Origin of the sequence: Micromonospora sp. NPDC005324 (genome assembly GCF_040607155.1) — a bacterium.
Classification (GTDB): domain Bacteria; phylum Actinomycetota; class Actinomycetes; order Mycobacteriales; family Micromonosporaceae; genus Micromonospora; species Micromonospora trifolii.
Genome location: NZ_JBEXGE010000002.1, coordinates 327,220 through 341,055, shown reverse-complemented (window position 1 = coordinate 341,055; position 13,836 = coordinate 327,220). Strand labels below are relative to the sequence as shown.

14 protein-coding genes are annotated in these 13,836 nt (G+C 69.9%); 6 read left to right on the top strand and 8 right to left on the bottom strand.

Translation table 11 applies throughout. From position 1 onward, the window contains the following. Positions 1–20: 20 nt before the first annotated feature. Complete coding sequence (locus ABZS40_RS03585; RefSeq protein WP_354941494.1) at positions 21–3,422, bottom strand: AAA family ATPase; 3,402 nt, start codon at positions 3,420–3,422, stop codon at positions 21–23. Between the two features lie 160 nt (positions 3,423–3,582). On the opposite strand from ABZS40_RS03585, the gene ABZS40_RS03580 reads away from it, so the two are divergent. Further along, on the top strand, positions 3,583–4,035 hold the full coding sequence (locus ABZS40_RS03580; protein WP_354941492.1) for a helix-turn-helix domain-containing protein: 453 nt from the start codon (positions 3,583–3,585) through the stop codon (positions 4,033–4,035). Beyond that, positions 4,028–4,396 (top strand): DUF4180 domain-containing protein, encoded by a 369-nt coding sequence (locus tag ABZS40_RS03575; protein WP_112725645.1) that lies wholly within the window; start codon positions 4,028–4,030, stop codon positions 4,394–4,396. The genes ABZS40_RS03580 and ABZS40_RS03575 overlap by 8 nt, the downstream gene beginning before the upstream one ends. Positions 4,397–4,401: 5 nt before the next feature. Here ABZS40_RS03575 and ABZS40_RS03570 read toward each other — a convergent pair whose 3' ends face one another. The 3 genes from ABZS40_RS03570 to ABZS40_RS03560 all read right to left on the bottom strand — a co-directional run bounded on the left by ABZS40_RS03570 (position 4,402) and on the right by ABZS40_RS03560 (position 6,063). Continuing rightward, positions 4,402–5,025: a hypothetical protein gene (locus ABZS40_RS03570; protein WP_354941489.1), complete on the bottom strand. Its 624-nt coding sequence runs from the start codon at positions 5,023–5,025 to the stop codon at positions 4,402–4,404. Positions 5,026–5,161: 136 nt separating this feature from the next. Further along, positions 5,162–5,341, bottom strand: coding sequence for a hypothetical protein (locus ABZS40_RS03565; protein ID WP_354941487.1), 180 nt, complete (start codon positions 5,339–5,341; stop codon positions 5,162–5,164). A gap of 125 nt (positions 5,342–5,466) precedes the next feature. Further along, positions 5,467–6,063 (bottom strand): hypothetical protein, encoded by a 597-nt coding sequence (locus ABZS40_RS03560; RefSeq protein WP_354941485.1) that lies wholly within the window; start codon positions 6,061–6,063, stop codon positions 5,467–5,469. A gap of 207 nt (positions 6,064–6,270) precedes the next feature. Between ABZS40_RS03560 and ABZS40_RS03555 the strand changes: the two genes are divergently transcribed. Next, positions 6,271–7,149 carry a cellulose binding domain-containing protein gene (locus ABZS40_RS03555; protein ID WP_354941483.1) on the top strand — a complete coding sequence of 293 codons (879 nt, stop codon included), beginning with the start codon at positions 6,271–6,273 and terminating at the stop codon, positions 7,147–7,149. A gap of 101 nt (positions 7,150–7,250) precedes the next feature. On the opposite strand, the gene ABZS40_RS03550 is transcribed toward ABZS40_RS03555, so the two are convergent. Further along, positions 7,251–8,387, bottom strand: coding sequence for an FAD-binding oxidoreductase (locus ABZS40_RS03550; RefSeq protein ID WP_354941481.1), 1,137 nt, complete (start codon positions 8,385–8,387; stop codon positions 7,251–7,253). A 215-nt stretch (positions 8,388–8,602) separates the two neighbouring features. On the opposite strand from ABZS40_RS03550, the gene ABZS40_RS03545 reads away from it, so the two are divergent. Continuing rightward, positions 8,603–9,121 (top strand): flavoprotein, encoded by a 519-nt coding sequence (locus ABZS40_RS03545; RefSeq protein ID WP_354941479.1) that lies wholly within the window; start codon positions 8,603–8,605, stop codon positions 9,119–9,121. On the opposite strand, the gene ABZS40_RS03540 is transcribed toward ABZS40_RS03545, so the two are convergent. Both ABZS40_RS03540 and ABZS40_RS03535 read right to left on the bottom strand, forming a co-directional pair. Then, positions 9,087–9,962, bottom strand: a complete 876-nt coding sequence (locus ABZS40_RS03540) for a hypothetical protein (RefSeq protein WP_354941477.1) — start codon at positions 9,960–9,962, stop codon at positions 9,087–9,089. The two genes, ABZS40_RS03545 and ABZS40_RS03540, sit on opposite strands and share 35 nt — an antisense overlap. Positions 9,963–10,027: 65 nt before the next feature. Further along, entirely contained in the window at positions 10,028–10,486 is a 459-nt protein-coding gene (locus tag ABZS40_RS03535) for a hypothetical protein (RefSeq protein WP_354941475.1), read from the bottom strand. A gap of 156 nt (positions 10,487–10,642) precedes the next feature. On the opposite strand from ABZS40_RS03535, the gene ABZS40_RS03530 reads away from it, so the two are divergent. Together ABZS40_RS03530 and ABZS40_RS03525 are read left to right on the top strand one after the other, a co-directional pair. Beyond that, positions 10,643–12,163, top strand: coding sequence for a helix-turn-helix transcriptional regulator (locus tag ABZS40_RS03530; RefSeq protein WP_354941473.1), 1,521 nt, complete (start codon positions 10,643–10,645; stop codon positions 12,161–12,163). Further along, positions 12,160–12,762, top strand: coding sequence for a GNAT family N-acetyltransferase (locus tag ABZS40_RS03525; protein WP_354941471.1), 603 nt, complete (start codon positions 12,160–12,162; stop codon positions 12,760–12,762). The genes ABZS40_RS03530 and ABZS40_RS03525 overlap by 4 nt, the downstream gene beginning before the upstream one ends. Before the next feature lie 225 nt (positions 12,763–12,987). Here the strand turns inward: ABZS40_RS03525 and ABZS40_RS03520 are convergent, their stop codons facing one another. Next, on the bottom strand, positions 12,988–13,581 hold the full coding sequence (locus ABZS40_RS03520) for a DUF4231 domain-containing protein (RefSeq protein WP_354941469.1): 594 nt from the start codon (positions 13,579–13,581) through the stop codon (positions 12,988–12,990). Between the last annotated feature and the right edge of the window lie 255 nt (positions 13,582–13,836).

Sequence of the window (13,836 nt, the reverse complement as noted above, 5' to 3'; positions counted from 1 at the left end):
GGGGGTGGGGGCCGTGGGGATCAGAGCCGCCAGGGCAGCGGGGTGGGGGGTAGGTAGCGGCAGGTGGTGCCGGTGGAGACGGAGTCGCGCAGGTGGCTCGCCAGTGCCGGGTGTCGGTCGTCCAGCTTGCGCAACGTGTCGCGGATTCGCGCGGTCACCGTCTTGCGGGCCCGCTCGGCCTCGTCGCCCAGGCGGCGGCTCCGGCCGGCGAGGCCCGCCGCGGCACGCAGCTCGTCGAGCAGAGCACCCCGTTCGGCGTCCAGCGTGGACACCTTCCGGTCGTCGTCGCGGGCGGCGGCCCGGTCGATCTCCTCGTCGAGGCGGGCCAGGTGCCGCCGGTAGCGGGCCTTCGCCTCGTCGTCGAGGACCGGGTCGGCCCCCATCCGGCGGGCGGCGACCAGCTCCGGCCCTGCCGCAGGGTCGAGCAACTCGACGGCCGGTACGTCGCTGCCCGGGCGGCTGAGCAGCAGGTGCAGGTCGTGCAACCCCTTGGCGTCGGGCAGGTGCACCACGACACCGTCGTACGCGAGCTGCCAGACCGGCCCGTTGCGCCGAAACTCGTACCCCTCGATCGCGGTCGCGACCGGCGCGGCCTGGCCGGACGCGACGACCTGACCCGACCCGACGGCCCGGCCCCAACCAGCAACCTGGCCCGGCGCGGTGATCTGGCCCGGCGCGGTGATCTGGCCCGGCGCGGTGATCTGGCCCGGCGCGGTGATCTGGCCTGACCCGACCGCCTGGCCCAGCCCAGTGGTCTCGGCCGGCCCGGCGGCCCGGTCCGGGAGGTCGGCGTCGGCGGCCGTCGGGGCGGCGAGCCGGTGGAGCACCTGCGTCATGCCGAGGGCGGTCGCCTCCCGAACGGCGGCGGCGCGCAGCGCTGTCGACGTCGCGGTGTCGCCCGGGTGACCTCGGCCGGAGAGGGCGTTCGCGAGGCCGGTGCGGGCGAGCAGCGACCAGGGTCGCGAGCCCAGCCGGTCGGCGGAGTCCCGAGCGGCGGTGAAGCCGGCGATGGCGTCGTCCCAGCGTTCCTGCGCGGCGTCGATCAGCGCCAGCCAGTGGTCGACGGGGCCACTGATGTCGCAGCCGAAGAGCCCTACCGTCCACTCTCCACGGTGCGGGGCGAGCGCGGCCCGCGCGGCGTCGCAGCGCTGCGGGTCGGCGGACGCGGCGGCGGCCTGCGCGCGTAGCCGTAGCCAGAGCGGTGACACCGGGCGCGGGTACCGGATGGCGGCGGCCTCGATGCCGGCGGTCAGCCGGATCGCCGTCTCGCCGTCGCCGCGCTCGGCCGCGGTGATCGCCCGCAGCAGCTCCCGGTAGGGGTAGTCGATCGGGGCCAGCCCGTCCACCAGCGCGGCGGCCTCGGCGCCCCGGCCCTGGAGCAGCAGTCGGGACCAGCGCAGGTGGTGGCCCATGAACCCGAACTCGGTGTGGCCCGGGTCGCTCTGGTCGGTGAGGATGGCGAACCGCTCGTCGGCCGTGGCGAAGTCACCCTGGAACGCCGCGATGATCCCGCTGTCGACGGCCGCGGCCATCCGGTGCCGGGCGAAGTCGCCCTGCCGTTCGGCGTCGACGAAGGTGGTGAGCTCCTCGGCGAAGCGCGGGTCGCCCAACTCCAGCAGTGCCACCCAGCGCAGCGAGGTGGCCCACAGCTCGGTTTCCCGGTCGCCCGTTCGACGGGCCACGTCCCGGATCTCGGCGGTGAGCGCCGCTCGGGCCGCGGCGGTGCCGAGCCCCCAGGTCGTGTCGTGACGGGCCCAGAGGCTGAAGGTGAGCGCCTCGTCGTCCTGCCCTCGACGGGCGATCGTCTCGCTGGCGGTGATCAGGTCCGCGACCAGGGCGCCGACCGTCGCCGCGGCGTCCGGTTCGCCGATCAAGCGGCGGTACGCCTCGCGCACCAACTCTGCCGACTCGATCGACTGGGCGGTATCGACCTGCCGGGAGCGGTTCACTGTGAGCGCGACCCGGGCCAGCAGCACCGGGTCGTCGAGTGAACGGGCCAGCTTGGCGGCCTCGGCCAGGAGTCGCGTGACCTCTTCCCGGCGGGCGTGGTGATAGTGCGACTCGGCGAACTCGACGAGGATCCGCACACGTTGTGCCGGGTCCTCGACGACCTCGAGGGCTCGGCGGAAGTGCACCGCCGCCTCGTCGCCGGCCAGCCGGGCGAAGGCGTCCCGCCCGGCGGCGACCAGCAGCGTGGCCACCCGGGCCCGGTCGAGCGCGGGGCCGGCCAGGTAGGCGTGGCGGGCGAGGTCGGCCGGGATCAGCCGGTCAGTGAGCTCCCGCAGGTCGTCGACAGCCCGGACGACAGCGCCATGGCGGGCCCGCCGGTCGTCGTCGGTCAGCCCGTCGTAGAGGGTTTCGCGGACCAGGTCGTGGGCGAAGGCGAAGCGGCCACCGCCCCGGGTGACCACCAGTCGGGCGGTCACCGCCCGGTCGAGCAGCCGATCGACCTGCGCCGCCGGGGCGGCCGCGCAGGCGGCGAGGACCTGACGGTGGAACTCGCGACCCAGTACGGCGGCGACGGTCAGCGCCTCCACCACGGCGGCGGGCAGCTGGGCCAGGCGGCGGCGCACCGCCTCCCGCACGCCGGGTGCGATGGTGCCGACCGCGTCGTCGGCGTGCCACAGCCGTGCGGTCTGCTCGACGAAGAACGGGTTGCCGCCGGTGCGCCGGTGCACCTCGTCGACCAGGCTGGCCTCGGGCTTCCGGCCGGCGGTCCGGGTCATCAGTGCGGCCACCTCGTCGCGGGTGAAACCGGTGAGGGTGATCGTGGTGGCCTTCGCGACCAGCGGCATCAGCAGCGGGCGCAACGGATGCTCGCCCGACTCGACCTCGGCGTCGCGGTAGGTGCCGATCAGCAGGAGCCGCTCGAACCAGGTGTGCTGGGCGGCGAAGCTCAGCAACCGCAGCGAGGCCGGATCGGCCCAGTGCAGGTCGTCGAGGACGACCACCACCGGCCGGTGCTGGGAGACGGCGACCAGCGCGGCGGTCACCGCGTCGTACAGCGCGAACGCCTCCTGGTCGGCGGTGTCCGGGCCGGGGTCGACGCCGGCCCAACTGGCCAGGCGACCGGCCTGCTCGCCACCGGTGCCGGACTGGCCGAGCAGGGCCGCGAGGGCCGGCTCGGCGGACTGCCGCGCCACCGCCCAGTCGTCGGCGGAGCGCCGCAGGGCACGCAGCACCTGCACCCACGGCCAGTAGCCGGGGGCGCTGTCGGAATCCCAGCAGGCGGCGCCGAGCACCAGCGCGCCCCGCTGCCGGGCCTCCCGTGCCGCCGACGTGACGAGGGTCGTCTTGCCGATGCCCGGCTCGCCGGTGACCAGGGCGAGACCGCCGTGGCTGGTGGTGGCGCGATCCAGCTCGGCGCGCAGCAGGCCCGCGGGGTGATCCCGCCCGATGATGGCGTCGCCGAGCGCGTCCATGGTCCCCAGACGGTACTGGAACCGTCCGACAGCGCGAGCGAGTTAGCTGGCCGAACGCCCCCAGGGCCTCGCCGTCCCAGTGGGTCCTTTCGAGCTGATGTCGCCAACGAGTCGACCCAATCACTCCCCATGCTTCCCTATTCGGGTAGCATAAGTAACGATGACGGAAGAAATATACTCAGTTGAGCAGGTGGCCGACCGGCTCAACCTGCACGTGCGGACCGTGCGCGGCTACATCCGCTCGGGCCGGCTGCGCGCGGTGCGGATCGGCAAGCAGTACCGGATCGCCGCCAGCGACCTCGACGCGCTCACCGGGCAGGCTCCGGCCGCGCCCAGCCTCGCCAGGCAGGCGGAGGTGTCGAGCATCGTGCAGATCGACGGCGTCGACCGGGCCGCCGCCGACCGACTCGGCACGCTCGTGCTCACCAGCGCCAACACCGCCCACGACCAGGCCAACCCGCTGCGGGTGCAGACCGTGTACGACGAGCAACGCCACCGCATGAAGATCATCATCCTGGGTGACCCGGCCGCCACCGCCGAGTTGCTGCACCTGCTCGATGCCGTCCTCAACGCCGACAACGGCCTGCTCGACCGGGAGGTCCACGATGTCTGACGAGATCCAGGAACGCGCCGGGGTGCCGGTGCTGGTCTGCGACCCGGCGGGGCCGCCGGTGGCCACCGAGCAGGACGCGCTGGACCTGATCGGGGCGGCGTTCCTCGGCGCCCAGGTGGTGGCCGTGCCGGCCAACCGACTCGACGAGCGCTTCTTCTCGTTGGGCACCCGCTTCGCCGGCGACGTGATGCAGAAGTTCGTCAACTACCGGGTGCGGCTGGCCGTCGTCGGCGACATCTCGGCGCAGCTCGCGGAGAGTTCCGCGTTGCGCGCCCTGGTGCACGAGTCGAACCAGGGCGGGCAGATCTGGTTCGTCCCCGACCTCGACGCGCTGGACACCCGCCTACGCGCCGCACGGTAGCCACCTCACCGGTCGGACACGACCGCCATCTCCACCGCGTCCGGCTCCACTCCCCTGATCCGAGCCTGCTCGGCCGCCCACCGCAGGTAGGCCAGCCACTCCTCGGACGACCAGCCGTTGCGCCGGCCGACACCCGCCTCGGCGGGAAGTTGGCCGGCCACGACACGGTCGAGGATCAGGGGCTGCACGCCGCCCACCCCGCGCCGGTAGCCGACGAAGTAGAGAACCTTCGTGAACAGGCCCGGCCCCAACCAGGGCAGGCGAGCGTGGTCCGGGTCGCGGAAGCGGCGGTACGCCGTGAGCAGCGCGTCCTCGTCGGGCGCCGGCGTGGACACCTCTTCCAGCGCGTACGCCAGGCGTTTGCCCTCCGGATCGGCGTCGAGCGACCTTGCGGCGCGCCACGGGCCGTACCCGATGGGGCCGTAAGCCCAGGCCAGCACGGCCGTCAGTAGTTGCCGTGGGCTCGCGGACCCCGCCCGGTACGCGCCGGCCACCGCGAAGACGTCGCGCCGGCAGAATTTCCCGCTTGCCGGAAGAATGTCGGGCCACGCGTCCGGCGGCAGCCCCGCGCGCCACCGGTCCACCCGGACAGTGACCGAGGCTCGCTCTCCCGACAAAGGATCACGCATGTTGGCCTCCCTCGACTCGCGTCCTCTCCTCCGGACGCTATGGCCGAGGCACGCCTGCCGACCGCCCGCTGACGCCATATCGCGGTAACGAGCACGGGTGTGGCCGCCCCGCGTGCGGGGCGGCCACGCATCAGCGTTACGGCGTGGCGCAGATGGCGTACGCCGTGTCGGACCAGTTCCCGGCGAACGCGTCCTCCTCGTACGCGCCGGACGCTGCGGACGTCGGGGCGGTCGCGGGGCCGCCGTTGGGGCGGAAGTCGTCCACGATGCCCTCGCCGGTCACCCCGTTCAGCTCGTAGCCGGCGCCGGTCAGCACCTTCCCGACCGGACAGGTCGCCGTGACGCTTCGGAAGTCGAGGGAGTTGCTGGCCCCCACGGCTGAGGCGCGCACCAGGCCCGCGAGGGGGTTGGCGCAGATCGCGTACGCGGTGGCGGACCAGTTCAGCGCCGTCCCGACTCGTACGCGCCGACGGTGACAGCAGTCGGTGCCGTGGCGACGCCGCCGTTGGGCCGGAAGTCGTCGACGACACCTTCGCCGGTGACGCCGTTCAGCTCGTAGCCCGTGCCGGTCAGCACCTTCCCCGCCGGGCAGGTCGCCGTGACGCTGCGGTAGTCGACCGAGTTGCTGACGCCGGCCGTGGTGACCCGGACCAGGCCGGGCAGCGGGTTGGCGCAGATCGCGTACGCCGTCACCGACCAGTTCCCCGCGAACGCCTCGGTCTCGTAGGCGCCGACGGTGACAGCTGTCGGCGCCGTGGCGACGCCACCGTTGGGGCGCAGGTCGTCGACGATGCCCTCGCCGGTGACGCCGTTGAGTTCGTAGCCGGTGCCGGTGAGCACCTTCCCGACCGGGCACGTCGCCGTGACGCTGTGGTAGTCGGCCGAGCTGCTGACGCTGGTCGCGGCGACCCGCACCAGGCCGGGGACCGCGGCGGACGCCGGGCTCGCCGGGGCGAGCACCGCTCCGGTCGCGACAAGACCGAGCACGAGTACGGACGCCCGAGCGCCGAACCGCCGGCTTGTGTTCTGAGTACGCATAGGTTCTCTCCCGTCTGAGGCCGGACGGGGCGGCAGGTGCGACGCCGACGTCGAGGCCGTTCGTGATGACGGGTTGACGCTAGGTAGTCCCCTGACCAGGCATTATCTCCAAACCGACTACGTCGCGTAACGGACTGGATCCGCCCTTGGCGTCACTGGACTGACGGACGATGCCCTGGCATCGATGCCTGTGCATATCATTCGGCTATGCCTGCTCGCCGCGTGACCGCCACCATCGCCCTCGCCGCGCTGGCGAGCCTGCTCGCCGTCAACGCCGCCCGCGCCGACGGCCCGGCGATCAGCACCCCGGGCACCCCGACGGTGGTCTCGAACGAACCGCATCAGCTCACGCTCAGCTGGGCGCCCTCCACCTGGGTCGAGCCCGGCGCGGAGCAGCCGATCAACTATGAGGTGCAGGTGCCGCTGGGGCCGAACACGTACCGCTTCCTCGGCGCCACCACCGACACCACGATCACGCTGACCGATCTCGCACCCGGCACGACGTACCGGATAGCGGTTGCCGCCCGCGCGCTCGGCGGCTACTCCGACACCTCGCCCACCACCACAGTGCGCACCGCGGCCGGCCGCGCGACGGTCAGCTACCTCAACCTGGACTGGTCACCCACGAACAACCAGATCCAGCACCTCCTGAAGGTGACAAACACCGGCACCGGGCCACTCGACCTGAGCACGGTGCGGGTGCGCTATCACCTGCGCTTCGAGGGCGGCAACACCTCGCTGGTGCCGAACTGCGACTGGGCAGCGCTGGGTTGTGACCGGATCCGGCAGACAGTGCAGTTCTTCGTCCCGCCAGGCGGGCCCTCCGCGATGACGACGCCGGCGCCGCCCGGCCCCCCGCCGGGCACACCGGTCCCCGGCTGGGTGGAGCTGACCTTCACCGACGGCACGCTCGCGCCAGGCCAGTCGACTGGGCCGATCCAGCTACGTCATCACCGGCACAGCTGGAGCACCATCGACGAACGCGACGACCCGAGCTGGCTCGCCGCCACCGGCCAGTGGATCGACAACGGGCGGATCACGCTGGACGTCGACGGGGTACGCGAGTTCGGCGACACCTCCTCCTGACCTTTCCGACCATGCGCCGGGCGACCGGCGTGCCCCGGGTGCGGGTGGCCTTGTCCCTGACGAGCGTGATGCCTGTGAGTCATCACGCTGACTGACAGGCATCACGCTTCTCGGGGAACTACTCCCGACCGTCTGGCGCCCCGGGTGCTGGGCAGGCGGATGCGGGCGGCGGGGATGCCGAGGTCGATCAGCCGTGACCGCGCGCCGGTCAGCATCGCGGGCGGGCCGCAAAGGTAGACGTCCTGGCCCGGCTGGTGGTGTTCGAGGGCGATGGTCAGGGCGTCGCCCTGTTCGGCCGGCTCGGCGCAGGGGTCGTCGGAGAGCGCCGGCACGATGGTCAGCCAGTCGTGGGCGGATTGCAGCTTGTCGAGGGCGATCGAGTCGTACAGGTCGGTGAAGGTGCGCGCGCCGACGATCAGCGTCACCCGCCGGCCGTCCGGAGCAGCGGCGACCTGCTCGACCAGGGCGCGCAGCGGTGCCAGGCCAGTGCCACCGGCGACGAGCAGCAGATCGCTCGTGCTCGCCGGGTCGAGGCTCAGCCCGGTGTCGACGGGTGGGCCGAGCCAGAGCAGCTCGCCGGGGCGTACCTCATGGACCAGGCGGTGGGAGACGGTGCCGGCGGGTACGGCGCGGACGTGCAGCTCGACGGTGCCTTCCGCGCGTGGGGCGTTGGCCGGTGAGAGCCAGCGCCAGTGCCCGGGCAGGCGCGGCGTGCAGACCGGAACGGCCTGACCTGGCTGGAAGGGCAGCCGCCGCCAGGGACGTACCGTCAGGATGGCGATGTCGGGCGACGGCCGGTCATGGCCGATCACCTCGACGTGCCACCAGGCCCGGCCGTCGCCGGCCTGCGCGGCGGCGCGTCGGACGGCGCGCGCGGCGCGGCACAGGGCGCGCTCGGCGGCGACGGTGAGCTGCGGCGTCCACAGTGGATGAGCTTGGCGGGCCACAGTGGCGAGCAGCGCGTCGCCGATGGTGGTGGCGTGCGGGAGCAGGTCGAAGTGACGGTACGCGCTGCCGAGCACCCGGAGCAGCGCCGCCCGGTTCGCCGGGTCGTCACCGCCGACCAGGAGGCGGCCCAGCGCGGTGAAGAACAGCGGCGCGTCGCGGTGTGGGAGCAGCCCGGGTCGGCGGTCTTCGACTGTGCACCAGAAGTCACCGGCGGCCCGCACGTCGACCGACTCCCAGGCAGCGGCCAGGCACCCATTGGCGGGGTGGTCGTCGTCGATCACGGTGGGCATGCCGGCTCCAAGAGGTTGATTCATGGGCTGGCACCGGGGCGGGAGGAGCTGCGCCGTTGAGGGCCGGCGCAACTCCGGGACAGGGCACCCGCCCCGGGCCATGCGTCGACTCTCGCGGCTGACCAGGGACAACGGCATGTCACGGTGATCGTCGGCGGCATACGTGATCGGTATGCGCTCGACGCCGCGACTGTCGAATCGGGCAGACTGCGGGCATGACAGAACGCCCGGTGCTGTACCTGGTCGTCTGCGCCGCGGGCCCGGCGGAACACATCGACGAGCTGGTCGACCTCCTGATCGCCGACGGGTGGCGGGTGTGCATGATCGTCAGCCCGACCGCCGCGCCGTGGCTCGACCGTCAGGCGTTGCAAGACAAGACCGGCTATCTGGTACGCGTGGAGTGGCGGATGCCCGGCGACCCGGAGCCCCACCCGCCGGCTGATGTGGTGGTGGCCGCGCCGCTCACCTTCAACACGGTGACGAAGTGGGCGTTGGGCATCAACGACACGCTGGCGCTCGGCGTCCTCAACGAGTCGCTGGGGGCGGGGCTGCCGATCGTGGCGTTTCCGCACACCAAGGCGGAGCTGGCCGCCCATCCGGCGTATGCGGGTCACCTGGCGGTGCTGCGCGCTGCCGGCGTGGTCGTCGCAGATGGGAAGCCGTTGAACTCGGTGAACGGGCCGGGGCGTTGGGGCGTGGTCATCGAGGCGCTGCGCTCGACTCGATGGTCTTGAGGGCGTCTCCTGTCTGCTTTGTCGAGCCGCCGCGCCCCCGGTAGGCCGACCACCAATGCGCCGCATCCAGGAGCGGGCCGTGGTGAGGTGCCGACGCGGCAAGCTGCTTGCGTCGCCAGAGCCGCGTCAGGGCGTCGGCGAAGCTAGTCACCGACTGTTCGGGTGCGGAGACGTACGCGGGGATCTGCGTCGCCCAAGCCTCGGCGGCAGCCGGTGTGTGACCAGCGCGAACGAGTCGGAGCAGAAGAAATGCGGCGTCGACCCAGGCGGCGCCACGGGCGGGGCTGGACCAGTCGACGAGTCGAACTATCGTCGCTGACCCTGCTTCTCCCGTGGACACCAGGAAATTCCGGGGCGTCATGTCGGTGTGCAGGAGGGTGTCGCCTTCGACCAATTCGGGGGCGATCAGGCTGTCCCAGCGCTCGGCGAAGGGCCGCACTGCGACCGGCGGGCAAGGCGTCAGTTGGCCACCCAGCTCGATGAGCAGTGCTGCCAGCAGCGGCAGGTCGGGTGATCCGGGGGCCAGGTCGGGGTGCCTCCCCGCGACGTGCTGGAAGCCCAGGAGTAGCCACCCGTTGCGCTCAACGCTCCAGAGCAGGCGGGGCGCCGCCTCCGGCAGCCACGGGTTGACGCGAGCCTCGTTGCGGTAGAGCCAGGCGGCCGGGCTGGTCGACTCCCCGCCCTTGCAGAAGACTCGACCTGCGGCGGTGTCGAGGGTGACCGCCACCTGACAGGCGGCCCCGGTGCGGATCGTCTCGGTCGAACGGATCGGGCCGGTCTGCCGCTCGACTTCTGCCCGTACCGGCTCGGGAAGCTCGTGCCAGTGACGACGGCGTGGCATGCAGCGGCCCTCCCAACGGCGAGCGGTCCCGGGCAGTCTATGCCCGGGACCGCTGGTCACCCGCCCTATCCGGTCGGGCTGTCAGTGCACCCGGCGTGGCACTGGGTGCACTCGGCCACGCCCTCATTCGTCCAGAGCGCAGCGTCGACGATGAAGCCGGCGGCTCGCATCGCGTTGACCGTCCGCGAGATGGGGGCGCCGATCGGTTGCGGGACGTCATCGTCAGGGGTGGGCTCGGGCTCGTGGTGGATGAAGCGGCCGGCGATGCGGTGGCAGAACTGCGCATAGTCCTGGGTGTGAAGGATGAACGCGTGCCAGCCGATGTCGACCAAGGCGCTCGGACCGATCGGCTCGGCGGCGACGGCGCAGGCACCGAGGAAGGCGAGCGCCTGGTCCAGGATCCTGGGCAGCAGATGGGGGGCTAGCTCGGGGTGGTCGTGGGCGATGCGGGCGGACAGCCGGGTGAAGAGTTCGTCGGAGACGAGCTCCCTCCCCGTGCTCGGTCGGGTTGTGGTCAGCACCATGGTGCTCCTTTCGGTGGCCTTCACCGACGATGCGGTCCGGCGGTCCGGCTGCGGATGACGGCGCGAGCATCATCGATATGCGCGCTGCGTATACCGCGCCTCCACGGAGCGGGTTCAATAGATAGGCTCGATGAAGCTGGATGGATGGAGCCGCCGGTGACCCACTCGAACTGCCCCCGATGCGGCGGACGGCTGGCCCGAGACAACGGCAGCGGAAGGTGTACGCCGTGCCAGGCCGCCGAACGGGACCGGTTGAGTGCGCCGCCGACGGTTCCGGCGAGCTTCTGGGACCACGAACCGGTCCGGCGGGCGCTCACGGAGCGGCATCTGGGGCGGGTGATCAGGGCTTACCGGTGCCATCCGTACCACGGGCGCGTCGCGTTGCCCCAGACCGTGGTGGCAGGGTGGCTGGGGATCACGCAGGCGCAGCTCAGTCGGGTGGAGAATGGGCCACCGCTGGTGCACCTGGACCGGCTGGCGCACTGGGCGAAGATCCTTCGAGTGCCGCCGGAAGACCTCTGGTTCCGCCTTCCTGATCAGCATTGCTGGACCGACGCAAGCCCCATGGGTGGCGGAACAATCAGCGCACATGCCGACGATCAGGTGGTCGAGCGAGGCGAACGGGCAGCCTTGGCGGTTAACGTGGAACAGGCACCAAGCCAAGGGGGTGGCGTTACGGACCGCCGGCGCTTCAACGTAATGGCCGCACTCGCCGGACTCGCTGCGGGCGGCCACACGTACCTGCTCCCCGGGCCGCCTGCTGAGGTGCCGGGAAACATCGGCATGGAGCAGGTTCGGCTAGCGAGTTCCCTGGTTGCCGATCTCCGGCGGGCTGATGCGGCGGCCGGCGCTGACCTACTCTGCGACATCGCCATACAGGCGCAGATCAGGCTGTCGGCCTGGGCAGCACGGGCGAGCTACACCAGAGAGGTCGGCGACGCGCTCCAAAGCGCCCTGGCTGATCTATCCATCGAGGCCGCCTGGCTCGCCATCGACGCCGATCGACGGCATGAGGCGAGGCCGTACCTGCATGAGGCCATCACTCGTGCGCGTATCGCGGACGACCCGCAGGTAGAAGTCCGTGCCCTCACGCACCTGTCACTGTTGATCCGCGAGAGTCAGCCTGGCGAGTCGCTGCACTGCGCCGAAGCAGCCCTACGGATATCCGCCGGGTGGGCCACACCTCGACTCACCACGTTGCTGCACCTACGACGGGCACCTGCATACGCGGTTCTCGGGGATGCCAGCGGATTCAGTCGCGAGATGACCAAGGCTCGCCGGGAGTTGGACCGCGGCTCTCACGAGGATGACCAGGGTTTCGTGCACTTCGTGAACGCCCAAGAGCTGAAGGGGATCGAAGGGCTCTCCTACCTTGCCCTCGACAGACCCGAGCGCGCTGTTCAGTCGTTGCGCTCAATCACTACCAACCCCTCCCCTAGCCATCGACGGAACCAGGTCTACTACACGGTGCGGCTCTCGGAGGCCACGTTTCAGCAGGGCGACGTCAACGAGGCGGCACGTATCGCCCTGGACGTCCTGCCTGCCGTGCTACAGATCAACTCCAAGCGAGTGAGCCAACATCTCGCGCAGGTGCGCCGGAGTCTGGCGGCTCCACGGCAGGCGACCACGACGACCCGCCAATTCGTCGACGCCTACGACCAGGCGGTGAGCCTGTGATCGAGGGTCTGCAACTACGCCATCACGGCGCTGACGGGGCTAGGGAGATCCTCGATCAGCTCTTGGACCTCTACCTAGAGGTCTACGCGGGTGGAGGCGAGTTCTACAGCGAGGACCGCTACCGGCGTCAGCTCGACTTACATATGCAGCGAGCTGGGTGGGAGTTGGTCACCGCAACGGTCGACGCGGCATTGGTCGGCTATATCTATGGGTTTCCACTACCTCCGAAGACACGGTGGTGGGATGGAATCCACGAGCCTGTGCCGCCCGGGTTCACCGAGGAGGACGGGAAGCGCACCTTTGCGGTCAGCGAACTGCTGGTACACCCCGACCGGCGACGTCAGGGCATTGCGGTGGCGCTGCACGACGAGCTGCTCGCCAACCGGGGTGAGCCGCGAACCACGCTTTTGGTCCGCCCCGATAATTCCGTTGCCCAAATCGCGTACCACTCTTGGGGATGGAGCAAAGCCACACAATTGCAGCCAAAATGGGACGGTGCACCAATCTTTAATGTTCTGGTTCGCCCCGCAGACGTCCGCCCACGTCCGATCAGTGAGCCGAAAGTTCCGAAGACACCCAGTCAGACAGACTGCAAGTGATTCTGCAGCGACGACACGGGCGAATCCTAAGCCAGCCGAGCCAACTAAAGCATCACTGCCCCTTGCAGCCAGAATCGACTAGCACGCCAAGCTTCAACTCCATTGTTCAACCCACCCCCTCGCGAGCGGCTCGCCTATGATCTACACGTCCGACGCCGCGACCGCATGCTGAGACATCGGAAATCAACGGCGTGGATGAACCTTGGCGCTGTCATTATTCTAGACTCACGCCTGTCGAGGTTCTTTTTGGTCCGAAGACTGTTCTAGCTGGAGTTCGCGCTTCCGCTGCTCGTCCTTAAGCTCCTCGACGGCTTGAGCAAAAATCCGGAGTGCTTCTTCCTCAGTCTTTCCGGCGTACTCCCGAATTCCCAACTCTAGAGCCTTTTGATGCTTCTCCATAGCATCCGCCGTCTGTTGCTGATTGAATCCGCGTTCCCTGAACTTGAAGAATCCAGTCACACCCGCTGCGATACTAACGACGGCACTCACCCCGGCCGCGACCCACCGCACCCACTCAGCGCTCGCAGCAGCAGCCCCGGCCGTAATGCTAGTCAGGCTTGTGGCGGCAACCGAACCAACAATAATTGCCCATTGAAGAAAATTGCTATAGCGCCGACTAACCTTAGCTTTGGCCCGATATTGGTCAATGTCATCCAGTGCTCCGATTCGGTAAACGCGAAGAGCAGCCCTCGTGTCAGATGCCGCCTCCGCAGCCAGCCGAAGGCGATCTGACTGGAGTTGCACAAGATCGTACTTTTCGGCGTCGATTCCAGGTTGGTGCTGCAACAGAAAATAGGCGGCGGCCACGGTCGACAACATCGCTGCGACCGTTCCTATTACACTAAAGGGACCCCTGTAGCTCGTCCATATTCCAACGAACATGGCCCAGCCAAGAAAGCCAACACATAGGATGCTAGCGATTAGCCACGCAACGCGAAGTCGCTGGAGAGTCCGTAGAGCGCGGAGGCGCGTCTCACGAAGATCAAGCTCTTTGGCATTCTCCCTACGCTTACCATCGTTGGACCCTAAAGAACTAGTTTGCATCAAATCCTCAATTGTCGGCCCTGACATTAC